Source organism: Vreelandella venusta (assembly GCF_015689495.1).
GTDB lineage: Bacteria > Pseudomonadota > Gammaproteobacteria > Pseudomonadales > Halomonadaceae > Vreelandella > Vreelandella venusta.
The window spans coordinates 2,577,166-2,599,088 of the sequence record NZ_CP065135.1 but is presented as its reverse complement, the minus strand read 5'-3'; the positions used below and the strand labels follow the sequence as shown (position 1 = coordinate 2,599,088).

The 21,923-nt window shown below is 52.0% G+C and carries 18 protein-coding genes; 17 read left to right on the top strand and 1 reads right to left on the bottom strand.

Going from position 1 to position 21,923, the window contains the following annotated elements; genetic code table 11:
- Positions 1 to 2: 2 nt before the first annotated feature.
- The 14 genes from ftsL to lpxC all read left to right on the top strand — a co-directional run bounded on the left by ftsL (position 3) and on the right by lpxC (position 16,758).
- Positions 3 to 338, top strand: a complete 336-nt coding sequence (gene ftsL / locus IR195_RS12530; protein WP_125749084.1) for a cell division protein FtsL — start codon at positions 3 to 5, stop codon at positions 336 to 338.
- Complete coding sequence (locus tag IR195_RS12525) at positions 335 to 2,041, top strand: peptidoglycan D,D-transpeptidase FtsI family protein (protein ID WP_206047712.1); 1,707 nt, start codon at positions 335 to 337, stop codon at positions 2,039 to 2,041. The genes ftsL and IR195_RS12525 overlap by 4 nt, the downstream gene beginning before the upstream one ends.
- A gap of 14 nt (positions 2,042 to 2,055) precedes the next feature.
- Complete coding sequence (locus IR195_RS12520) at positions 2,056 to 3,549, top strand: UDP-N-acetylmuramoyl-L-alanyl-D-glutamate--2,6-diaminopimelate ligase (protein WP_206047711.1); 1,494 nt, start codon at positions 2,056 to 2,058, stop codon at positions 3,547 to 3,549.
- Positions 3,549 to 4,907 carry a UDP-N-acetylmuramoyl-tripeptide--D-alanyl-D-alanine ligase gene (locus IR195_RS12515; protein WP_206047710.1) on the top strand — a complete coding sequence of 453 codons (1,359 nt, stop codon included), beginning with the start codon at positions 3,549 to 3,551 and terminating at the stop codon, positions 4,905 to 4,907. The genes IR195_RS12520 and IR195_RS12515 overlap by 1 nt, the downstream gene beginning before the upstream one ends.
- Positions 4,908 to 4,916: 9 nt before the next feature.
- Positions 4,917 to 5,999 (top strand): phospho-N-acetylmuramoyl-pentapeptide-transferase, encoded by a 1,083-nt coding sequence (mraY, locus tag IR195_RS12510; RefSeq protein WP_125749072.1) that lies wholly within the window; start codon positions 4,917 to 4,919, stop codon positions 5,997 to 5,999.
- 62 nt (positions 6,000 to 6,061) lie between these two features.
- Positions 6,062 to 7,456, top strand: a complete 1,395-nt coding sequence (gene murD, locus IR195_RS12505; protein WP_206049791.1) for a UDP-N-acetylmuramoyl-L-alanine--D-glutamate ligase — start codon at positions 6,062 to 6,064, stop codon at positions 7,454 to 7,456.
- Positions 7,453 to 8,634: a putative lipid II flippase FtsW gene (ftsW, locus tag IR195_RS12500; RefSeq protein ID WP_125749066.1), complete on the top strand. Its 1,182-nt coding sequence runs from the start codon at positions 7,453 to 7,455 to the stop codon at positions 8,632 to 8,634. The genes murD and ftsW overlap by 4 nt, the downstream gene beginning before the upstream one ends.
- An 18-nt stretch (positions 8,635 to 8,652) precedes the next feature.
- Complete coding sequence (gene murG, locus IR195_RS12495) at positions 8,653 to 9,750, top strand: undecaprenyldiphospho-muramoylpentapeptide beta-N-acetylglucosaminyltransferase (RefSeq protein WP_146943345.1); 1,098 nt, start codon at positions 8,653 to 8,655, stop codon at positions 9,748 to 9,750.
- Positions 9,751 to 9,803: 53 nt separating this feature from the next.
- Positions 9,804 to 11,216 (top strand): UDP-N-acetylmuramate--L-alanine ligase, encoded by a 1,413-nt coding sequence (gene murC, locus IR195_RS12490; protein ID WP_125753641.1) that lies wholly within the window; start codon positions 9,804 to 9,806, stop codon positions 11,214 to 11,216.
- Positions 11,213 to 12,154: a D-alanine--D-alanine ligase gene (locus IR195_RS12485; RefSeq protein ID WP_206047709.1), complete on the top strand. Its 942-nt coding sequence runs from the start codon at positions 11,213 to 11,215 to the stop codon at positions 12,152 to 12,154. The genes murC and IR195_RS12485 overlap by 4 nt, the downstream gene beginning before the upstream one ends.
- Complete coding sequence (locus tag IR195_RS12480) at positions 12,151 to 12,867, top strand: cell division protein FtsQ/DivIB (RefSeq protein ID WP_125749057.1); 717 nt, start codon at positions 12,151 to 12,153, stop codon at positions 12,865 to 12,867. Before IR195_RS12485 ends, IR195_RS12480 begins: the two co-directional genes overlap by 4 nt.
- Positions 12,868 to 13,183: 316 nt before the next feature.
- Positions 13,184 to 14,473 (top strand): cell division protein FtsA, encoded by a 1,290-nt coding sequence (ftsA, locus tag IR195_RS12475; RefSeq protein ID WP_089037730.1) that lies wholly within the window; start codon positions 13,184 to 13,186, stop codon positions 14,471 to 14,473.
- A 34-nt stretch (positions 14,474 to 14,507) separates the two neighbouring features.
- Complete coding sequence (gene ftsZ, locus IR195_RS12470; protein ID WP_125749054.1) at positions 14,508 to 15,686, top strand: cell division protein FtsZ; 1,179 nt, start codon at positions 14,508 to 14,510, stop codon at positions 15,684 to 15,686.
- Positions 15,687 to 15,846: 160 nt separating this feature from the next.
- Positions 15,847 to 16,758, top strand: a complete 912-nt coding sequence (gene lpxC, locus IR195_RS12465) for a UDP-3-O-acyl-N-acetylglucosamine deacetylase (protein WP_125749051.1) — start codon at positions 15,847 to 15,849, stop codon at positions 16,756 to 16,758.
- A gap of 96 nt (positions 16,759 to 16,854) precedes the next feature.
- Here lpxC and IR195_RS12460 read toward each other — a convergent pair whose 3' ends face one another.
- Positions 16,855 to 17,331 carry a DUF721 domain-containing protein gene (locus IR195_RS12460; protein WP_206047708.1) on the bottom strand — a complete coding sequence of 159 codons (477 nt, stop codon included), beginning with the start codon at positions 17,329 to 17,331 and terminating at the stop codon, positions 16,855 to 16,857.
- 111 nt (positions 17,332 to 17,442) lie between these two features.
- On the opposite strand from IR195_RS12460, the gene IR195_RS12455 reads away from it, so the two are divergent.
- The 3 genes from IR195_RS12455 (at position 17,443) to argJ (ending at position 21,879) form a co-directional block, all read left to right on the top strand.
- Positions 17,443 to 17,796: a hypothetical protein gene (locus IR195_RS12455; RefSeq protein WP_125749045.1), complete on the top strand. Its 354-nt coding sequence runs from the start codon at positions 17,443 to 17,445 to the stop codon at positions 17,794 to 17,796.
- Between the two features lie 84 nt (positions 17,797 to 17,880).
- Positions 17,881 to 20,613: a preprotein translocase subunit SecA gene (secA, locus tag IR195_RS12450; RefSeq protein WP_206047707.1), complete on the top strand. Its 2,733-nt coding sequence runs from the start codon at positions 17,881 to 17,883 to the stop codon at positions 20,611 to 20,613.
- Positions 20,614 to 20,649: 36 nt separating this feature from the next.
- Positions 20,650 to 21,879, top strand: a complete 1,230-nt coding sequence (gene argJ / locus IR195_RS12445) for a bifunctional glutamate N-acetyltransferase/amino-acid acetyltransferase ArgJ (RefSeq protein WP_206047706.1) — start codon at positions 20,650 to 20,652, stop codon at positions 21,877 to 21,879.
- Positions 21,880 to 21,923: the final 44 nt, after the last annotated feature.

Genomic DNA, 21,923 nt, shown 5'->3' with positions numbered 1-21,923 from the left:
TCATGAGCATGGATCGGATAGAGCGTTGGGCGTCAACGCTGCGCACCGAATGGCCCTTCAAGCTACGCTTTCGAGCTTGGCCGGCTATCCTTGTTGCGCTGTTTTTGGCGTGTGTCGCTACTGGCGGTTTAGTGATTGCCACCACGCATATGACGCGAGTGCAGTATGCGCAGCTACAGCAGTTAGAGCAGGAAAAAAATCAGCTGCAAACCGAGTGGGGGCAGCTGTTATTGGAAGAGGGAGCGTGGTCTACTCCGGCCCGTGTGGAGCAAATTGCTACGGAACGGCTTGAAATGCGCATTCCCGATGTGAATGATGTCGAGGTGATTCGACCATGAAGCGTGAAAGTCGGGGAGGGATATCCCGTCAAATGCCTATTGCGCCGCCATTAGCTGGCGGACGCTTTTTGTTTATTCTCATTGTTGTAATGTTGGCGTCGGTTATTCTAGTCGGCAGGATTACGCTGCTTCAGGTAATTGATCGCCCGTTTTTGCAGAGCCAAGGCGATGCCCGGACGCTTCGCCATGAGGCAATACCCGCACACCGCGGTATGATCACTGATCGTAATGGTGAACCTCTGGCTATTTCTACGCCTGTTGTGACGCTTTGGGCAAACCCCCAAGAGCTACCTACCGATGCTATTCAGCGTGTAATGCTGGCCCAAGCTTTGGGCATGTCGCTCGATGACTTTGAATCGCGTGTTTCTCGCTATAGCAGTCGAGAGTTTATGTATCTTCGCCGTCAAATGACGCCAGATGCGGCCCAACGCATACTGGACTTACGTACGCCGGGGGTTTATCAGCAACGTGAATACAAACGTTATTATCCCGCTGGCGAAGTGGCGGCGCAGTTGCTGGGTGTTACCAATGTGGATGATGTGGGCCAAGAGGGGCTTGAACTCTCTTATCAACCCTATTTGGCGGGGCACCCTGGGCAGCGCCGAGTCATAAAAGATCGACGAGGTCGGCTAGTCCGTGAGCTGGGTGTTATTCGTGAAGCGCAACCGGGTGGTGAGTTAACGCTGTCAATTGATCAGCGCATTCAATATATGGCCTACCGTGAGTTGCGTGCTGCTGTCGCCGAGCATGAGGCGGACGGTGGGGTGTTGGTAATGCTCGATGCGCGCACAGGGGAAGTGTTAGCAATGGCTAACTTACCATCTTACAACCCAAATAATCGCGCTGGTTTGGACCCGCGAGGTTTACGCAACCAGGCGCTGGTTGATGTATTTGAACCTGGGTCTGTTATGAAGCCTTTGGCAATGGCTGCGATACTGGAAAGTGGTGTTGTAGATCGCGATGCTGTCGTTGATACCTCGCCCGGCTGGATGCGCCTGGATCAGTTTACTATCCGTGACTTCCGTAATTACGGCGATTTAGATTTGGCGGGGATTCTACAAAAGTCTTCAAACGTTGGTATGTCTCGTTTAGCGCTGCAGCTAAGCGATACGGCAATTTGGGAAAAATACAATCAGCTAGGCCTTGGGCAAGCACCAGGTACTGGCTTTCCTGGTGAGGCGGCAGGTAGCTTGCCGGCACCGGTTCGCTGGTCTCGAAGTGAGCGAGCGACGCTCTCCTATGGCTACGGTCTCTCTGTTTCGGCCGTTCAATTGGCCAGTGCTTTCACAGCGCTAGCCAATGAAGGCGTACGCTTGCCGCCCTCGCTGTTGAGGCTTTCTGAGCCTCCTCAAGGAATTCCTGCTATATCGCCCACAGTGGCTAATGATTTGCTGAATATTTTGGAAACGTCGGTCGCCGCCTATACCGGTGGGCGCCGAGCGCAGGTTGAAGGCTATCGTGTGGGGGGAAAAACAGGCACGGTGCGTAAAATAGGGCAGCAAGGCTATACCACTGATGCTTACCGCAGTGTTTTTGCGGGGATTGCACCTATTTCCGATCCGCGTATTGTTACCGTCGTTATGATTGACCACCCCCGCGCTGGTCAATTTTATGGTGGCGCAGTGGCTGCTCCGGTGTTTTCTAGCGTGACAGGTAATGCCCTACGTTTGCTGGACGTGCCGCCCGATCATGAGGTCGAGTAGCATAAGGAGATTGCATGAGGTTGTCCCCAGAGAGTTTATGGGTAGCACTAAAGCAGGTTTGGCCTAACGCAGTGTTACCTGAGGAGCTGCCTAAATTGCCAGAGCAGCTTCGCTTAGTGACGGACACGCGCAAGTTAGCGGTAGGCGATGTATTTGTGGCTGTCCCTGGCAGTCAGCGTGATGGTTGTGAGTTTGTTGACCAAGCATTGGCAGCAGGTGCATCACTCGTTTTGGCACACACTAAAGAGGGTGGGGTTTCACTGGACGGGGAGATACTTTATTTACCTCATCTGTCTATGCGGCTCGGCGAGCTAGGCCGCACGCTGTTTGCTGTTCCGAGCGATCTTCAGGTGATTGGAGTGACCGGCACCAATGGGAAAAGCTCTGTTACCCATTACATAGCAGCGTTAAGTGAACTACTTGGCAAGCCTGCTGGAGTGATCGGCACATTAGGTGTTGGTCGCCTTGGCCAATTGGTCGATACAGGCCTAACTACGCCTGGTTCATTGGCAATGCAAGAAACCTTAGCTGATTTAGCGCATCAAGGCGTCAAGCGTGTGGCGCTTGAAGTTTCTTCACATGCCCTTGAGCAACGCCGTTTAGACGCAGTGAACGTCTCCGCAGGAGTATTCACCAACCTGACGCGAGATCACCTTGATTACCATGGCAGTATGGCGGCTTATGCCGCTGCAAAAGCAAAGTTGTTCCGGCGTTCTGAGCTTGTGCTTGCGGTCGTCAATGCAAATGATCCTCTTGCGCGACTAATGTTGGCAGGCTGTGATAGCCGTGTGCGTGTTTTGGCAGTAGGCGACGATGAAGCAGTGACGCTGCGCGTGATTGGTTGGCATCCCCATGAGCATGGTCAACAGGCTCTTGTTGCTACACCGGAAGGTGAGAAAACGCTTAATCTCGGCTTAATGGGGCGGTTTAATCTAGACAATGTGCTGTTAGCCATTAGTGTGCTTTATGGGTTGGGCGAATCTTTAGAGCAGTTGTTTGAGCTGGCAGCTGAGTTGGGCCCAGTGCCTGGGCGAATGGCGTTATACCGCGAGGTTAATGCGCCCAGCGTTGTTATCGACTATGCCCACACGCCGGATGCATTAGCAAATGCTCTCGAAGCGCTGAAAGAGCATTTGGGAAGTGCTGGAAAGCTATGGTGCCTGTTCGGTTGTGGCGGAGAGCGTGATACGGGAAAGCGAGCAGAAATGGCTGCTGTGGCGGAGCGGCGAGCGGACCATGTGATCGTTACTGACGATAATCCGCGCACGGAGTCTGCCGAGCAAATTCGTCAACAAATTATTTCGGGTTTTTCTGCTGCGGCTGCCTTTACTGAAATAGGTGATCGTAGTCAGGCGATTTGTCATGCGGTTCAGCATGCTGGCAGCCAGGACGTTATCTTAGTGGCTGGGAAAGGTCATGAGGCTTATCAGCACATCGGTAACGTACGCCATGACTACCAAGATAGCGAACAAGTGATAAAAGCCTTCAAACTTAGGGCTGCCATGTGATGAACTGGTCGTTAGCTAGCATTGCCTCAGCGTTAAAGCTTCCTGTCCCGCAGGCTTTATGTCAGTTGTCGGTGACGGCGGTCATTACCGATACGCGCCATATTGTGCCTGGGTGTCTATTTGTGGCCTTGAAGGGGCCGCGTTTTGATGGTCATGATTTTATTGAGCAGGCACTAGATAAAGGCGCTGCAGCTGCTCTGGTTGAGCACCCGGTTGATAGTTTGCTTCCTCAACTGGTATGCGCTGACACGCGTTTAAGCCTCGGCCTGCTGGCGCGAGCATGGCGTCAGCGCTGCACATTGCCACTGGTGGCTGTCACAGGTAACAGCGGTAAAACAACCGTTAAAGAGATGACGGCTGCGCTGCTCTCTCCTCTGGGCGGTGTGCTTGCTACCGAGGGAAACTTAAACAATGATATTGGTGCGCCGCTGACGTTACTGCGTTTAGCAACGCACCACCAAGCAGGCGTGATTGAGCTCGGGGCTAATCATTTGGGCGAAATTGCTTGGACCAGCCAGCTGACCTCCCCGAATGTTGCCATCATTACCAATGTAACAGGCGCACATGTTGGAGAGTTTGGCGGCATGGGGCAAATTGCCCAAGCCAAAAGCGAAATATTAGCCGGGTTAGTTGAAGATGGTATTGCGGTGATAAATCGCGATGACGGCTACTTTGAATTTTGGTCAGCCTGTGCGGGAAATAAGCAAGTTGTAAGCTACGGCTTACATAGCGATGCGGATGTTCACGCGTCCGCACTGTCATGCGACTCTTTGGGGCGGTATGCTTTTACGCTTAGTGAGCGAGGCCGGGTGCTGGGTGATGTGCAGCTGCCCTTGATTGGTAAGCATAATGTGAGTAATGCTTTGGCGGCTGCTGCGGCGGCTCTTGCGTTAGGCGTTACCCCGCAGCAAGTAGTGGCAGGGCTGTGCGAGTTATCCTCGTTATCTGGTCGGTTAAGCATCGTGCCCGGCGTGCGCAATACAACGCTGTTAGACGACACGTACAACGCAAACCCCGGTGCTGTGAAAGCGGCATTGGATGCGTTAGCGAACTTTCCTGCTCCTCGTTGGTGTGCGCTTGGCGCAATGGGGGAGTTAGGCAGCGAGTCTCATGCCCTGCATGCTGATATCGGTCATTACGCTGCGTCACTGGGTATCGACACATTGCTGACTTATGGTGATGCCGCCCGTTCAGCAAGTGAAGCCTTCGGTCGCGGGCAACATTTTGACGACCACGAGACGCTAGTGCGTCATGTTATTAATACTCTGCCGCCTAACACCACGCTACTGGTGAAAGGGTCGCGTAGTGCAGGCATGGAAAATGTCATTACTGCGCTACGTGCGGATGAAACAAGGTAAGCGCCGTTTATGTTACTTCACCTGGCGAATTTTCTAGCCCAATATCAGTCTGCTTTCCAAGTTTTTAACTATTTAACCTTACGTGTCATTCTCGCCGCGCTAACCGCCCTTATGCTATGCCTTTGGCTGGGGCCCTGGGTTATACGCCGGTTAGTGGAAGGTCAGATTGGCCAAGCGGTTCGTGATGATGGCCCTCAATCTCATTTGTCTAAGGCGGGTACGCCCACAATGGGTGGGGCAATGATATTGTTGGCTATTGCTATCAGTACGCTGGTCTGGGGCGATTTAACCAATCATTACGTTTGGGTGGTGCTACTGGTCACATTAGGCTTTGGCGCTATTGGGTGGGTCGACGATTATCGCAAAGTTGTCGAAAAGAATCCGCGTGGATTGCCCGCTCGTTGGAAGTATTTCTGGCAGTCGGTGGTGGGGATTGGCGCTGCTTTGGTGCTCTATATCACGGCTGCTACACCGGCTGAAACTAGCTTATTGATCCCGATGTTTAAAGATGTCGCTTTACCGCTTGGCGTGTTCTACATCGTGTTGACCTATTTTGTGATCGTTGGCAGCTCTAATGCAGTCAATCTTACAGATGGTCTTGATGGTTTGGCGATCATGCCCACCGTGTTAGTGGCAATGGGGTTGTCCGTATTTGCCTATGCCAGTGGGAATGCTGTGTTTGCCAACTATCTGCATATTCCTTTCATTCATGGTACCGGCGAGCTGGCTGTTTTCTGTGCCACTATTGCAGGGGCTGGCCTGGGCTTCTTGTGGTTCAATACTTATCCCGCTCAAGTGTTTATGGGCGATGTGGGTGCGCTGGCGCTAGGGGCCGCGCTAGGCGTTGTGGCCGTTATTGTGCGTCAAGAAATTGTGCTGTTTATTATGGGCGGTATCTTTGTGCTTGAAACGGTCTCGGTGATTCTTCAGGTTGGCTCTTATAAGCTTACCGGTCGGCGTATTTTCCGTATGGCACCTTTGCATCACCATTATGAGCTGAAAGGTTGGCCAGAGCCGCGGGTCATTGTGCGTTTCTGGATTATTACCGTCGTGCTGGTGCTGTTAGGGTTGGCTACGCTTAAAGTTCGATGATTAGCAAAGTAGTAATAGCGGCAGTGTTGCCACTATTAGCGTGATGCACAAAGGAGCCGGTCATCGTGCGAGTCGCAAATGGAGTCACCGTTGTTGTTGGCCTGGGAATCTCCGGGCGAGCTATTTGTCGACATTTGGCGCGCCAAGGCGTGCCATTTATGGTGGCAGATACGCGAGCCGAGCCTCCGGGGTTAGACGCTTTTCAGAATGAGAATCCCGGTGTTGAGGTTTATTGTGGCCCGTTAACAGCGCTGGATTTTACAGATGCCTACGAAGTGGTTGTCAGTCCTGGTGTCGATCCTCATTCGCCAGGACTCGCTGGCTTACTAGAGCGTTATAATCCAGCAACGGGGGAGCCCGTGCTGATAGGCGAAATTGCTTTGTTTGTCCGCGCGGTGAATGCACCGATTGCTGCTATTACTGGTTCTAATGCCAAGTCAACTGTTACGACATTGCTCGGCGAGATGGCTAGAGCAGCTGGTGTTAAAGCTGCGGTGGGTGGCAATTTGGGTACGGCTGCATTGGATTTATTAGTTGAATGCCCAGATGCCGAGCTTTACATCCTTGAGCTCTCTAGTTTTCAGCTGGAAACAACGCCTCATTTGGGTGCTAAAGCGGCTGCTTTTTTAAACCTCTGTGAAGATCATTTAGATCGTCATGGAGATATGGTGGGTTACCGCCGCGCTAAGCAGCGTATTTTTCGCGGTGCGCAATCAGTCATTGTCAACGCGGACGATGCGCTCACTTGGCCAGAGTCGCCTATTGGTCATGTAGAGCGTTTCACGGCTTTCGCCCCCGCAGGTAATGACTGGGGGGTGGTTGAAAAAGCCGGCAGGTTAACGCTAGTCCATGGTGATGAAGCTTGGCTTAATGCAGACGACTTAACGATGGCAGGGCGACATAACTATGCCAATGCACTAGCAGCATTGGCCATGGGTAAGGCGTTAGGCTTCGCAAAAGCGCCAATGTGTCAGGCGTTAGCTGCTTTTAAGGGGTTGCCTCATCGTAGTGAAGTAATCGCTCGAATTAATGGCGTTATGTGGGTGAATGATTCAAAAGGTACTAACGTTGGCGCTACGCTGGCCGCGATTCAAGGCATTAGCGCGTCTCTGACAGGGAAAATAATCTTATTGGCCGGTGGTGTCGGCAAAGGTGCTGACTTTACCCCTCTGGCGATGCCTCTGGCAGAGAGCGCTAAAACTGCGGTGCTATTTGGTGCTGACGCACACCGTCTTGAGGCCGCTATCTCATCTGCTGTTCCAGTGCACCTAGTCAGCGATTTAACCCAAGCTATGGACGTGGCCTGGGGATTAGCTGAGCCCGGCGACTGTGTATTGCTGTCACCCGCCTGTGCAAGCCTAGACCAGTTTGCCAATTACCAAGCGAGAGGCGATGCCTTTCGGGCTTGGGTTGAGCAAAAGCATAAACAGCATAATCACTCAGGAGAGAGGTTATGAGTCGAGTACAGCGTATCCGTGATGCTTTGACTACGCGACATTTACCCTCCGATGTGTGGTTGATCGTCGCCGCCGTAGCGTTAGCCGGATTAGGCTGGGTGATGGTAAGTTCCGCCTCGGTAGGTCTGCTTGAAAATACCTATCACTACTCCCGGCAGCATGGCATTTTTCTAATCCTGGCTATATTGGCTTGTTTTTTTATGCTGTGTGTTCCTTTGGAAGCATGGCGGCAAAACGCAGCGCTCATTTTGCTAGTGAGCATCATCATGCTGGTGCTAGTGCTAGTGGTTGGCCAGGAAGTTAACGGCAGTAAACGCTGGATTTCACTGCCTGGCCCCTTACCTAGCCTGCAAGTTTCGGAGCTTGGAAAAATCGGTTTGATTTTTTACATGGCAGCCTTCATGTCCCGTTTTACCTATGACCTGCGCCAACGGGCATTCAGTATGTGGCGACCTTTAGCGGTGCTTGCCGTTCCGGCGGGGTTGCTTTTTCTTGCTCCTGATTTTGGCGGCATGGTGGTATATACCGTGTGCGTTATTGGTATGTTAATGATGAGCGGCGCCTCACTTACCTTGCTATTTGGTAGTGGTGGCGTATTGGCTGTTGGTGCCGTCATGATGGTCGTTATGGAACCCTACCGATTAGCGCGGTGGACGAGCTTCTTGGACCCCTGGGCTGATCAGTTTGCCACTGGCTACCAGCTTACTCAGGCGCTGATTGCTTTCGGTCGTGGGCATGTGACCGGTACTGGTTTAGGTAATAGTGTTCAAAAGCTTCACTACCTGCCTGAAGCTCACACCGACTTTATTTTTGCTGTCATCGCAGAAGAACTTGGCATGATTGGGGCCATTCTTGTGGTACTGCTATTTACGTTACTCATTACCAGAGCGATGTTGATTGGCCGTCGTGCCGAGCTGGCAGGCCATTTATTTGGTGCCTATGTCGGCTATGGTATTGGCTTCGTTATCGCTGCTCAGGCATTTATCAATATGGCAGTAAGCTCGGGGCTATTGCCAACGAAAGGACTAACATTGCCGCTGATTAGCTATGGCGGTTCAAGTTTATTGGTAACCGGCATGATGATTGGCTTGTTGCTGCGCGTAGATGCAGAGACGCGTCACCGTCCGCGTCGCCTGTCGACAGCCAACAAGTCACGCCATGAACCTCGGTTATCGTAACTACTCAAGGAGTTGTTTGTGACGACGAACACACGTCGACGCATTTTGATTATGGCAGGAGGTACCGGAGGTCATGTTATTCCGGCGCTTTCATTAGCACGTTCACTCAAAGCCCACAATGTCGACGTTGAATGGCTGGGAAGCCCAAGAGGGATCGAAAATCGCCTAGTACCAGAAGCAGGTATTACGCTTCATACCATCGATATAAGCGGTCTGCGTGGCAAAGGAGTCGCTGGGTGGCTTAGAGCGCCGCTGAACCTTTCCCAAGCCGTACTGCAGGCGCGAAAGGTGATTCGTCGCTTCAATCCTGATGTGGTGGTTGGGTTAGGTGGATTTGCCAGTGGCCCCGGTGGGTTGGCAGCGTGGCTTTCCAGGGTGCCATTGGTGATACATGAGCAAAATGCTATTGCTGGGCTGACCAATAAGGTGCTCTCAAAATTAGCGACCCGCACATATGCGGCGTTTGCCGAGGCTTTTGGTGACAAGGCGGAAGTGATTGGCAATCCGGTGCGAGAAGATATTGCTGCACTGGGTGAGCATCCAAGAAGTGCGTCTGAACTGACCGTTCGCCCGCTGCGCTTATTAGTTGTTGGTGGTTCGCTAGGCGCGGTCGCATTGAATGAGCGTTTACCGCTCGGACTGGCGGGTTTGCCGCCAGAACGACGCCCTGATGTTCGCCATCAAGCGGGCAAAGACCGAGATGTGGCGACGGCAAGCGCCTATGTTGAACATGGCATTGTGGCAGATGTTACGCCTTTTATTGATGATATGGCGGCTGCGTATGAGTGGGCAGATTTAGTCGTTTGCCGCGCCGGAGCGCTAACCGTGGCAGAGCTTGCCGCCGCGGCAAAGCCTGCCTTGTTAGTGCCGTTTCCATTTGCTGTTGATGATCATCAGCGGGTCAATGCTGACGTTTTGGTAAAGGCCGGGGCGGCGCTTTGTGTTACCCAGTCTGAGCTTACCCCCGAGCGATTAACACACTATTTAGATGAGCTATTAGTCCCGAGCGTTTTGTCAGATATGGCTTCTAAAGCCCGTCAGACGGCCTACTTAGAAGCGACTGAGCGCCTTACAAAGGGATGTTTAGCGCTGGTTAAACAAGGAGAGACTGCGTGACCGACTCTATTAATAATGCGTTGCACTCAGGTGTCCGCCCAAGCGGCTCTGGTATGCGCCGCATTAAGCGTTTGCACTTTGTTGGTATCGGTGGCGCAGGTATGTGTGGAATCGCTGAAGTACTCGCGAATCAGGGTTACAGCGTGAGTGGTAGCGATATGAAGGCATCGAATGTTGTTGAGCGCCTTCGCCAGTGTGGTGTTAGCGTTGCTATCGGCCATGCTGAAGAGAACGTGGTAGGCGCTGATGTCGTGGTTGTCTCCAGTGCCATTGATGAAACAAATCCTGAAATTCGCTGGGCTCATGAGCATCGTGTGCCCGTGGTTAGGCGTGCCGAAATGCTAGCCGAACTGATGCGCTTTCGCCATGGCATTGCGGTCGCAGGAACCCATGGCAAGACGACCACAACCAGTTTGACGGCAACGCTACTGGCGGAAGGCGGGTTAGACCCCACCTTTGTGATTGGTGGGAAACTCACCAGCGCTGGCGCTAACGCTCGGTTGGGTGAGGGGGATTATTTAGTCGCTGAGGCTGATGAGTCGGATGCGTCGTTTCTTCATCTTCAGCCAATGGTCTCAATTGTAACGAACATCGATGCAGACCATATGGCGACTTATGGTGGAGACTTTGAGCGCTTAAAAAGCACGTTCATCGAGTTTCTGCATAATTTGCCGTTTTACGGGTTGGCAGTGCTGTGTATTGACGATGCTAACATTCGGTCGCTACGTGATCAGGTGAAGCGCCAGTTTGTTACCTACGGTTTCGATGAAGATGCTGATTACCGTATTGTGGACTTTACCCAGCAAGGCGGTGAAGTTTCGTTCACTGCAGTGCGTCCTGGGGATGCGGCTCCATTAGCGGTTCGGCTAGCAATGCCTGGTCGCCATAATGCGTTAAACGCGATGGCGGCGATTGTTGTCGCAACGGATGCCGGGGTAAGTGACGAGGCCATTCTTCGTGGGCTGGCAAGTTTTGCTGGTGTAGGGCGCCGCTTTCAAGTGCATGGCCACTTCAGTGCCCCCATGGCTGATGGCGAGATTATGTTGGTAGACGATTACGGGCATCACCCCCGTGAGGTTGACATGGTTATCCAGGCGGTTCGTGCCGGCTGGCCGGATCGTCGACTGGTCATGTTGTATCAACCACACCGCTACAGTCGCACCCGTGACCTTTATGAAGATTTCGTGCGTGTGCTTTCTCAAGTGGATACGCTCGTTCTATTGGATGTTTATAGCGCTGGGGAAGCCGTGATTCCAGGTGCGGAAGGACGCACCCTTGCTGGGTCGATTCGCCAGCGAGGAGAAGTTGATCCCGTATTCGTTGAACATAAGCAGGAGCTACCGGCACTGTTAAGCAAACTGCTCCGCCCTGGGGATATTTTCATTACTCAAGGCGCTGGTGATGTGGGCGGCATTTCGTTACGTTTCGCGCAAGCCAAATTATCGCTAGATAAGGTAGAGCTATGAGTACAACAATGTCATTGAATGACCCCTTGGCACGCGTTGTTGTTGTTTATGGTGGTACTTCAGCAGAGCGTGAAGTATCGCTTAAAAGCGGTGCGGCTGTGCTTGGTGCGTTAAAGCGTCAAGGTATCGATGCCATTGGCTACGATCCAAAAGAAGAGGGATTGGTGGGGCTAGAACGCCTTGCCCCGACGGCTGTTTTTGTGGCTCTTCATGGTCGTGGTGGTGAAGATGGTACGCTACAGGGCGCGCTTGAGCTTTTAGGGCTGCCTTACACCGGTAGCGGGGTGCTGGCGTCAGCGTTAGCAATGGATAAGCAGCGTACGAAGCAGATTTGGCAGGCTGTAGGGCTGCCTACTCCTCAAAGCATCATGCTCAGTGAGACATCTGATTGGTCTATGGTGGTATCGCAACTAGGTTTACCAATGATGGTAAAACCTGTTCACGAAGGCTCCACGCTGGGTATTAGCATCGTTAAAAGCCAGGAGGCATTGGAAGCTGCCTACCATGAGGCGGCGGGCTATGACGCCCGTGTCATGGCTGAGCGGTTCATTGTGGGCGAAGAGTATACCGTTGCGCTGCTTGACGATGATGTATTGCCGGCTATTCGTGTTGAAGTCCCAGGCGGCTTTTATGATTACCAAGCGAAATACATTGCTAACACAACCCAGTACCACCTTCCTTGCGGCTTAACATCCAATGACGAGCAGTCTTTGGCAGAGCTATGCAAGCAAGCCTTTGATGCGGTAGGTGGCGAAGGCTGGGGGCGTGTCGATGTGATGCGCGACGCGATGGGCAAGTTTTGGCTGATTGAGGTTAATACAGTGCCAGGAATGACGGATCATAGTTTAGTGCCTCAAGCGGCAGCGCATGCGGGCATAGCGTTTGATCAGTTGGTGATGCGTATATTGAATACTGCGGTTCAACGCAGCTGCCCATGAAGAAGCGTAATGCGTGGTTAGGCCTCATATTGTTGGCACTGTTGCTAGGCGCTGGCGGGCGTGCCTTATGGCTATGGTTAGATAGGCCTATCGAGCGTGTATCTATTCGTGGCGAGTGGGAATATGTGAGTGCTGATTACCTCCGTACTCAGCTAGCGCCCCTCGTTCAAGAGGCAACTTGGCTCTCGGCTGATCTAGGTGAGCTGCGGCAGCGTGCGTTAAGAATTGGCTGGTTAAGTGAAGTTAGAATTTCCAGAGAGTGGCCTAATGCGCTTGTTTTTGAGTTGGTAGAGCAAACGCCAGTGGCCCGTTGGAACGATGACTTTCTACTTAACCCGCAAGGTGAATCGTTTGCGTTTGCACCGCTTGCTGTTCCTCAGGGGCTTCCTGATTTAGCCGGGCCGACGGGAAGTGGCGAAGAGGTGCTTACCTATTATCGCCGCTTAACACCTCATTTCCAGGGGTTATCGTTGTCACTTTCTCAATTACGCCTAGAGCCGCGTGGTGCATGGCGGCTTCAGTTGAGCAATGGCGCTTGGGTAATGCTAGGCAGGCGTCAGCATGAAATTCGCCTAGCGCGCCTATCAGCGTCGTGGCAGCGTGAACTGGCGCAAGTTGGCGATCATATTCGCTATATTGACTTGCGTTATCCGAATGGTGTGGCAGTTGCCTGGCACGGAGAAAGCGACTTTGCAGAAGAAGATGAGGAGTAAGCGACTTACAATGTGCAAGAAGTAGGTAAATGTAAGTGGTTGCCAACTGCGAAAAGCCATGAATAGGGTTTAAATCGCGGACAAAGGCGATTATCGTAGGCATGCGCTAGTCGTATTGTGAGTATTGTTTCTATACTATGTTATAGCTGATGTTTTTTTATGGGCTGTTTTATTTAATTACGGTCAGCATTTGGCTTGATATTACGGTAGGCGTCAATGTTATTCGGGATGATTTTGTATCGCCGTTTTAACACTGTTGGCGCAGTTACGAATAACAAGTTTCTTTTACAATTTTTTCTAGGAGATTATCCGACTCATGGCAGGCTCACCCAACGCATCCAATATGGTTGTCGGGCTGGACATTGGAACGTCCAAAGTCGTCGCGATAGTCGGTCAACCCACCGATGACGGCGGGATTGAGATAGCGGGTATCGGCTCTCATCCATCACGTGGCATGAAGCGTGGTGTGGTGATTAATATCGAATCAACAGTGCAGTCTATTCAGCGCGCTGTTGAAGAGGCTGAGTTAATGGCTGGTTGCGATATTCACTCTGTCTATGTCGGCGTTGCTGGTAGTCATATCAGTTCAATGAACTCAGATGGGGTGGTTGCAATTAAAGAAAGGGAAGTCACACCATCTGATATCGAGCGCGTTATTGACTCAGCCCGTGCACGCGCGGTCTCGGAAGGGCAGCGTGTTTTACATGTATTGCCCCAAGAGTTCTCAATTGATGCCCAAGGCGGTATCCGCGAACCGTTAGGAATGTCAGGTGTTCGCTTAGAGGCACAGGTTCACCTGGTGACAGCAGCGTTGAACGCCGTTCAAAATATTGAGAAATGTGTTCGGCGATGTGGGCTGGACGTTGACGCAATTATTCTTGAACAGCTAGCTTCTAGTATGGCGGTGCTTACCGAAGACGAGCGAGAATTGGGCGTTTGCATGGTCGATATTGGTGGCGGAACCACTGATATGGCCATTTTTAGTGAAGGTGCCATTCGCCATACTGCCGTTATACCGATAGCAGGCGACCAAGTCACTAATGACATAGCGATGGCATTGCGTACACCAACCCAGCATGCCGAAGAGATTAAAGTTAAATACGCTTGCGCACTGACACAGCTAGCGGCAAGCGATGAAATGATTAAAGTCCCCAGCGTAGGAGATCGTCCGGCTCGTGATTTATCGCGACAGGCTCTTGCTGAAGTGGTTGAGCCGCGTTACGAGGAATTATTTACGTTGGTGAGAGACGAATTACGCCGTAGTGGCTATGAAGATATGGTGGCTGCTGGTGTGGTGCTCACTGGTGGCACCTCGCGTATGGAAGGGGTAAGCGAATTGGCAGAAGAAATTTTTCATATGCCTGTTCGTATTGCTTGTCCACAAAATGTCAAAGGGTTGGCTGATGTGGTACGCAATCCAATTTATGCGACAGGCGTGGGTTTGCTGCATTATGCATTGCAAGAAGCGCGACATGGGCAAGGCCTAGAAAGCCACGGTGAAGTCGTTGCTGCGCACAAAGGGCGCAACGAAGTCGTCCGGCGTGATATCAAGGAAGGTCAATCGGCGCTGGTAAGAATTAAAGGCTGGTTCAAAGGAAATTTCTGACAGGGCCGCAAGCGCGGTTCAGGAGACGGGGCTTATGTTCGAATTGGTAGATAACGCACCCTCGAGCAGTGCGGTCATCAAAGTGGTCGGTGTTGGCGGCGGCGGCGGTAACGCGGTCAACCACATGGTCGAAAGTAATATCGAAGGCGTTGAATTTATTTGCGCTAACACCGATGCTCAAGCGCTTAAGCGGGTGTCTGCAAAGACAGTCCTGCAGCTTGGTGGTGAAATCACCAAGGGGCTTGGAGCCGGCGCCAATCCTGAAGTCGGTCGACAAGCCGCCATGGAAGACCGTGATCGCATCGCTGAGTTATTAACCGGTGCAGATATGGTATTCATCACGGCGGGCATGGGTGGTGGTACAGGTACCGGTGGTGCACCTGTCGTTGCCCAGGTTGCCAAAGAGTTAGGTATCTTGACGGTTGCAGTAGTAACTCGGCCCTTCCCGTTTGAAGGGCCGAAACGTATGCGCGCCGCTGAAGAAGGCATGAAAGAGCTTTCTGAGCACGTTGATTCGTTGATCACTATTCCCAACGAAAAACTGCTTTCTGTGCTAGGCAAAAACGCCACGCTGCTAACCGCCTTTAGCGCTGCTAATGATGTGTTGTTGGGCGCCGTTCAAGGTATCGCAGAGTTGATTACCAGCCCGGGCATTATTAACGTCGATTTTGCCGACGTACGCACCGTTATGTCAGAAATGGGCATGGCGATGATGGGCACGGGTGGGGCAACTGGCGAAAATCGTGCTCGCGAAGCGGCTGAAAAAGCCATTCGTAGCCCGCTGCTTGAAGATATTGATCTGCACGGCGCTCGCGGTATTTTGGTTAATATTACCGCCGGCCCCGATTTGTCGATCGGTGAATTCAATGATGTAGGTGCCACTGTTCAAGAGTTTGCTTCTCAGGAGGCAACGATTGTGGTGGGTACCTCTATCGACATGGAAATGTCCGATGAGCTGCGTGTTACCGTGGTAGCCGCTGGTCTGGATGGGAGTAAGGGTAAAGTAGCCTCTCGTGAGCCAGTACGCCGGTCTGCTGCTGAAGCCTCCTCAGATTACCGCAAGTTGCAACAGCCAACTGTCATGCGTCAGCAGGCAACGGCGCGTAAAGAAGCGCCTGAGCCAACTGCAAAACCACGTGCCGAGAAGCGTCGCGCGCCTGATGCCGATGACTATTTGGATATTCCCGCGTTCTTGCGCCGTCAGGCAGATTAACTGACGCTATCGGGGTCATTGAAACAGCAAGCGAGAGTTTTATTGGTTAAAACACTCGTTTGCTGTTAAAGTGAACACTGTTTCTTAACTTTCTTTCCCCTAGCGGTACTTGTCGGCACTTTTGCCGGTAACCGCCGTCATTAGAGTTCGACCACTGCCCATGATCAGACAACGCACATTACAAAACGTCATTCGCGCCACCGGAGTGGGTCTGCACTCTGGTAAAAAAGTTCACTTGGCTTTGCGCCCGGCGCCAGCTAACACCGGAATTGTATTTATCCGGACCGACCTGGAACCTGTGGTTCACGTACCGGCTCGTGCTGAATTGGTGGAAGACACCACATTGTGCACTGCTCTTTCTTACAAGGGTGTGAAAGTTGCGACGGTCGAGCATTTGATGTCGGCATTTGCAGGGTTAGGCATTGATAATGCCTATGTCGATGTAAGTGCACCTGAGGTGCCTATCATGGACGGTAGCGCCAGTCCTTTTGTGTTCTTAATTCAGTCGGCGGGCATTCTAGAGCAAGACGCACCTAAGCAATTTATCCGAATCAAGCGCCGTGTTGCCGTCAGTGATGGCGACAAAGAGGCCGTCTTTTTGCCTCATCAGGGGTTTAAGGTCTCGTTTTCAATCGACTTTAACCACCCTGTGTTCGAGCAGCAAAAACAAACCGCGTTAATCGATTTTTCAACAACGTCGTTTGTGAAAGAGGTTTCTCGCGCACGTACTTTCGGATTTATGCGCGATCTGGAATTTTTGCGATCCAATAATCTTGCGCTTGGTGGTAGCTTGGATAACGCCATCGTTGTAGACGATTACCGCATCGTTAACGAAGGCGGTTTGCGCTATGACGACGAGTTTGTCAAGCATAAGGTGCTGGATGCTATCGGTGATTTATACCAGCTTGGTCATAGCTTGATTGGTGAGTTTCAGGGTGTTAAGTCAGGCCATGCGCTCAACAATCGCTTGTGTCGTGAGTTATTAGCGCAGCCCGACGCCTATGAAATCGTCACTTTTGAAGAAGACAAAGCGATTGCGCCTATCTCTTACTCGGCACCTGCAATGGCATAGCCTGATCGCCTGTTAGGCGGTGGAATGGCATGTGGCAATAGTAAAAAAGCACCGCTTTGGCGGTGCTTTTTGCATATTGGCGTTGGCAATACGAGGTTACGAGTGTTTGTCGTCTGAATGATTGGGTGCATGTGCCGCAAGGCGCTCCAGGGCGTTTTTAAGCGAGGGGTTGTCGGTACCTTTGGCACATTCGGTTAGCGTTTTGCCTGCATTCTCTGAGAGGGTGCGCGTGTAACGCTTGGGGCTTTCAATTGGCCGAACGGGGCGTACTTTCAGGGTAAAGCCGGTAACGCTTTCAAATCCTGGTAACTGATGCAGTAGGGCTAGCAATTGCGGCTGTTCATAGCGTAGCCATGTTAGCCAGCTTGCTTGACCACTTATTAATGTCAAACGTCCTTCTCGAAAGCCCCCGACGAAAATATGCTCACGCATTGCTTCAGGAAGGTGAGCGCGTAAATGACGCTGAGCCTGATCAATTAAGCGGGACTGTCGCATAAGCTGTCCAGCGCTGCCAGACTTGGTCAGCAGTTGGGTAATGGGCTGTGCGCGGGATCGCTTAACCTTTATACTCATTAACTTGATTCCTGGAACGTTGCTGGCTACGCCACACTCACGGCTGCCACCAGCGTTCTGTATTGTCTTTTAATTGATAGAGCCTAACACGCTCGGGAGCCAGTCCACAGCATGCCATCAACGCCAGATGTTTTGTCTGCTTCGCCGCGGCGGCAACGCCGAAATGGCTTAGCGCGTTGGTGGCTGGCAGGCCTCTTAGTGAGCTGTTTGTTACCTGCTAGTTTACATCCTTCAGATGCATTTCGTAGTGGTGAACGCGGCGTCATCATCTGTTTTTGGGTGCCAGCGATGCTGCGTGCCCAATCTGAGTGGATTGCTAAGAAGCGCTGCGCGCTGCGCCGCTGGGTACGCAAAAAAGCGCATGTTTATCCTGCTGTTTTGCACTGTTCCCGCTACTTTCTTCATATCCCACGTCGATTGGTTGCCGCGATTGATGTGCTGACCCCTCGTGGCCCGCCAGCTTAGCTGTCCATTTACTAAATTTACCCTTATTTGCCTTATATAAAAGGGCGCGCCTGAATGGGGCGCTCGTGAAGATTTGGAACTTTCATGATTAATAATTTGTTACGTAAAGTCGTTGGCTCTAAAAATGATCGCGACGTTAAACGCATGCAAAAAAGTGTGCTCAGTATTAACGTTTTAGAGCAAACGCTTGAAGGGGGGAGTGACGCTGAGTTGCAGGCAAAAACAGAGCTGCTACGACAAAAGTTAGCAGAAGGCGCCTCTGTTGATAGCTTATTACCCGAGGCGTTTGCCGTCGTGCGCGAGGCTAGCAAGCGGGTAATGAATATGCGCCACTTTGACGTCCAAATGGTCGGTGGCATGACGTTACATCGTGGCCGGATTGCGGAAATGAAAACCGGCGAGGGTAAAACCCTAGTGGCCACGCTTGCGGTCTATTTAAATGCGCTGCCAGGCAAGGGCGTGCATGTTGTCACCGTTAACGACTATCTTGCTCGCCGCGATGCTGAGTGGATGCGGCCGTTGTATGAGTTTCTTGGGCTATCGGTAGGCGTTATTTTTGCTGGTCAAACGGGTGAAGAGAAGCGCCATGCCTATCAGTGTGACATCACTTACGGCACTAACAATGAGTTTGGTTTCGACTATCTGCGCGACAACATGGCGTTCTCGCTTGAAGATAAAGTGCAGCGTGGTCTGCATTACGCCATTGTCGATGAAGTTGACTCTATTTTAATTGATGAGGCCCGTACGCCGTTAATTATCTCCGGCGCAGTGGATGAAAACACTGATCTGTATGGCATTGTGAATCGTCTGGCCCAACAGTTAGAGCAGGGTGAAGCCTCTGAAGACAGCGATGCGCCGGTTACGGGGGATTTCCTGCTTGATGAAAAACAAAAGCAGGTCGAGCTTACCGAGCAGGGGCACAACAAAGTTGAAGAGTTAATGCGTGCCGAAGGGTTGTTGGGCGAGGGAGAGTCGCTTTATGCAGCACAAAACCTAAACTTGCTTCAGCATATGCATTCCGCGCTGCGCGCACGACATCTTTATCATTTAGATGTTGATTACATCGTGTCTGAAGGCCAGGTCGTCATTGTTGACGAGCATACCGGGCGTAGTATGCCGGGGCGCCGTTGGTCAGAGGGGCTGCATCAAGCGGTTGAAGCGAAAGAAGGGGTGACGGTTCAGCGAGAGAGCCAGACACTGGCATCGACTACTTTCCAGAACTATTTCCGTTTGTATGAAAAGCTCGCAGGTATGACGGGTACCGCTGATACCGAAGCGTTCGAATTTCGGCAAATTTATGGCCTGGATGTGGTCGTTATTCCAACGAATCGACCGTTGGCACGTAAAGATCTGAACGATTTGGTTTATCTGAGCGCGGAAGAGAAATACGAAGCGATTATTAAAGATGTGAAGGCAGAAACCGAAGCTGGACGCCCTGTTCTAGTGGGCACCGCGTCGATTGAAACCTCAGAGTACCTAGCGCGCCTTATGCGCGAAGCTGGCCTGACGTTTAGCGTGTTGAATGCTAAGCAGCACCAAAGCGAAGCAGAAATCATCGCTCAAGCAGGTCGCCCTGGCGCGATTACTATTGCAACCAATATGGCAGGCCGTGGTACCGATATCGTCCTGGGGGGGAACTGGGAAGCAGAAGCAGCTAAGTTACAAAATCCCACCCAAGAACAGCTTGATGCGCTAAAGGCGGAATGGCAGAAGCGCCATGACGGTGTTTTAGAAGCGGGTGGTTTGCATGTGATTGGTTCTGAGCGTCATGAGTCCCGCCGTATTGATAACCAGTTGCGGGGGCGTGCGGGACGCCAAGGTGACCCAGGCTCAACACGCTTCTTCCTCTCGCTAGAAGATAGTTTGATGCGTTTGTTCGGCTCTGACCGAGTGAAGCGCTTGATGCTAGCTCTCGGGCTAGAGCGAGGCGAGGCGATTGAGCACAAGATGGTGTCGAACGCTGTCGAACGCGCCCAGAAAAAAGTAGAGGGGCGCAACTTCGATATCCGCAAGCAGCTGCTCGAATACGATGATGTCGCTAATGACCAGCGTAGAGTTATCTACGAACAGCGTAATGAAATTCTTTCCGCTGACGAGGTTTCTGACGCCGTTATCGGTATTCGCGAAGAAGTCATGGAAGATGCCATCAGTGATTTTGTACCCCCTCAGAGTCTGGCGGAACAGTGGGATTTACCTGGGTTAGAGGCGCATCTTAAAACTGAATTCAATCTTGACGCTCCTGTTACGCAGTGGGCGGCAGAGGATGAACGTTTCAGTGAAGAGAAGCTGCGTGAGCGTTTACAAGCAATGCACCGTGATGCGTATCAAGCCAAAATTGAGGCTGCTGGCGCCACGTTGATTCGCCGGTTTGAAAAACAAGTCATGCTCCAGGTGTTGGATACCCGCTGGAAAGAGCATCTTCAGTCGATGGATCACCTGCGTCGCGGCATTCACTTGCGTGGCTATGCCCAGAAGAATCCTAAGCAGGAGTACAAGCGAGAGTCCTTCGAGTTATTCCAGCATCTGCTAACCAACATCAAGGCCGACGTTACGCGTATTTTAAGCCATGTTCAGGTTCGTCAGCCGGAAGAGGTTGATGCGTTAGAGCAAAAACGCCGCGAAGAGTCGGTGCGTGAACGTGCTGCAGCAGCAAGCCGCCACGATGACCCTAACGCCCCGCAGGACGATGTTGCTCCGGAAGCGCCTGGGGCTGATGGTCGTCCGCTGCGTCGCGAAGGACCAAAAGTAGGGCGCAATGATCCGTGTTCATGTGGGTCCGGTAAAAAATATAAGCAGTGTTGCGGAAAACTAAGCTAATCACGCGTGGCGAAATTGAGCGTAAAGGAGAAAAACATGGCGGTGGGAGATCTTGCTTTTCCGGAATTGCCACCCCTTAACGGGGTGCGCTTGGGCAGTGCTATGGCAGGTATTAAAAAGCCAAATCGCCGTGATGTGGTGGTGATTGAGCTACCTGAAACTGCCACGGTAGCTGGCGTTTTTACTCGCAATGCGTTTTGTGCTGCCCCTGTGGTCGTTGCGAAAGCGCATCTTGAAGCGTGTGCCAGCGCAGAGTGTGTGCCTCGCTACTGGTTGGTAAATACTGGCAATGCCAATGCGGGTACTGGTGCATCGGGCCTGCAAGATGCTTATGCCAGCTGTAGCGCGCTTGCCGAGCAAATGGGGGTTGATAAAAGCCAGGTCTTGCCCTTTTCAACCGGCGTGATTGGCGAACCTCTGCCCATGACACGCCTGCTTGCCGGTATACCTCATGCGCTAAATTCCTTAACGGATACTAGCCTTGCTTGGCAGCAAGCGGGTGAGGGAATTCTAACCACGGATACCCGTGCTAAGGGCGCAACGGCAACTGTTTCAATTGGTGATCAGCAGGTCACGATCAACGGTATTACCAAAGGTTCAGGCATGATTAAGCCTAATATGGCGACCATGTTGGGCTTTGTAGTAACCGATGCGGCGATTGCGCAGCCGTTGTTAGCGAGCTTGTTACGAGAAACGGTGGATCGCTCCTTTAATTGCATCACTGTCGATAGCGATACATCAACCAACGATGCATGCATGCTGGCAGCGACAGGAACTGGCGCTTGCATCGAAAACGAAGCGCAGGTGGCCATTTTTCGGGATGCGCTGCAGCGCGTGATGACCGAACTCGCCCAAGCGATTATTCGTGATGGCGAAGGGGCAACGAAGTTTGTGACGCTCCAAGTGGATGCAGCAGCCACTCGGCAGGAAGCTTTGGATGTTGCTTTTACCGTTGCTCACTCGCCGCTGGTGAAGACCGCGCTCTACGCTTCCGATGCTAACTGGGGGCGTATTTTAGCCGCAGTTGGGCGCGCGCCGGTTGAGGAATTCGATGTTAATCAAATTGTGATTGATTTGGGTGACGTTCGCTTGGTTGAAAAGGGCGGTCGTGCTGACAGTTATACAGAAGCGGCGGGCAGTGCCGTCATGGCGCAGGAAGAGATCATCATTCGCATTAATTTGGGTCGTGGTGAAGAGAGTGCCACTGTGTGGACCTCGGACCTATCTCATGACTATGTGACTATCAACGCGGATTACCGTAGCTGAAGCGCACTGAAAAGTAGCCAAAAACAGTTGCAGTGACGTGCCAA

What these genes read in the sequence shown, in the direction of transcription:
- ftsA (WP_089037730.1), top strand. Translation starts at nt 13,184, where the DNA reads ATGGCAGGCTCACCCAACGCATCCAATATGGTTGTCGGGCTGGACATT.
- IR195_RS12455 (WP_125749045.1), top strand. Translation starts at nt 17,443, where the DNA reads ATGCCATCAACGCCAGATGTTTTGTCTGCTTCGCCGCGGCGGCAACGC.
- IR195_RS12480 (WP_125749057.1), top strand. Translation starts at nt 12,151, where the DNA reads ATGAAGAAGCGTAATGCGTGGTTAGGCCTCATATTGTTGGCACTGTTG.
- ftsW (WP_125749066.1), top strand. Translation starts at nt 7,453, where the DNA reads ATGAGTCGAGTACAGCGTATCCGTGATGCTTTGACTACGCGACATTTA.
- IR195_RS12515 (WP_206047710.1), top strand. Translation starts at nt 3,549, where the DNA reads ATGAACTGGTCGTTAGCTAGCATTGCCTCAGCGTTAAAGCTTCCTGTC.
- secA (WP_206047707.1), top strand. Translation starts at nt 17,881, where the DNA reads ATGATTAATAATTTGTTACGTAAAGTCGTTGGCTCTAAAAATGATCGC.
- ftsZ (WP_125749054.1), top strand. Translation starts at nt 14,508, where the DNA reads ATGTTCGAATTGGTAGATAACGCACCCTCGAGCAGTGCGGTCATCAAA.
- ftsL (WP_125749084.1), top strand. Translation starts at nt 3, where the DNA reads ATGAGCATGGATCGGATAGAGCGTTGGGCGTCAACGCTGCGCACCGAA.
- IR195_RS12485 (WP_206047709.1), top strand. Translation starts at nt 11,213, where the DNA reads ATGAGTACAACAATGTCATTGAATGACCCCTTGGCACGCGTTGTTGTT.
- lpxC (WP_125749051.1), top strand. Translation starts at nt 15,847, where the DNA reads ATGATCAGACAACGCACATTACAAAACGTCATTCGCGCCACCGGAGTG.
- IR195_RS12520 (WP_206047711.1), top strand. Translation starts at nt 2,056, where the DNA reads ATGAGGTTGTCCCCAGAGAGTTTATGGGTAGCACTAAAGCAGGTTTGG.
- IR195_RS12460 (WP_206047708.1), bottom strand. Translation starts at nt 17,331, where the DNA reads ATGAGTATAAAGGTTAAGCGATCCCGCGCACAGCCCATTACCCAACTG.
- argJ (WP_206047706.1), top strand. Translation starts at nt 20,650, where the DNA reads ATGGCGGTGGGAGATCTTGCTTTTCCGGAATTGCCACCCCTTAACGGG.
- mraY (WP_125749072.1), top strand. Translation starts at nt 4,917, where the DNA reads ATGTTACTTCACCTGGCGAATTTTCTAGCCCAATATCAGTCTGCTTTC.
- IR195_RS12525 (WP_206047712.1), top strand. Translation starts at nt 335, where the DNA reads ATGAAGCGTGAAAGTCGGGGAGGGATATCCCGTCAAATGCCTATTGCG.
- murC (WP_125753641.1), top strand. Translation starts at nt 9,804, where the DNA reads ATGCGCCGCATTAAGCGTTTGCACTTTGTTGGTATCGGTGGCGCAGGT.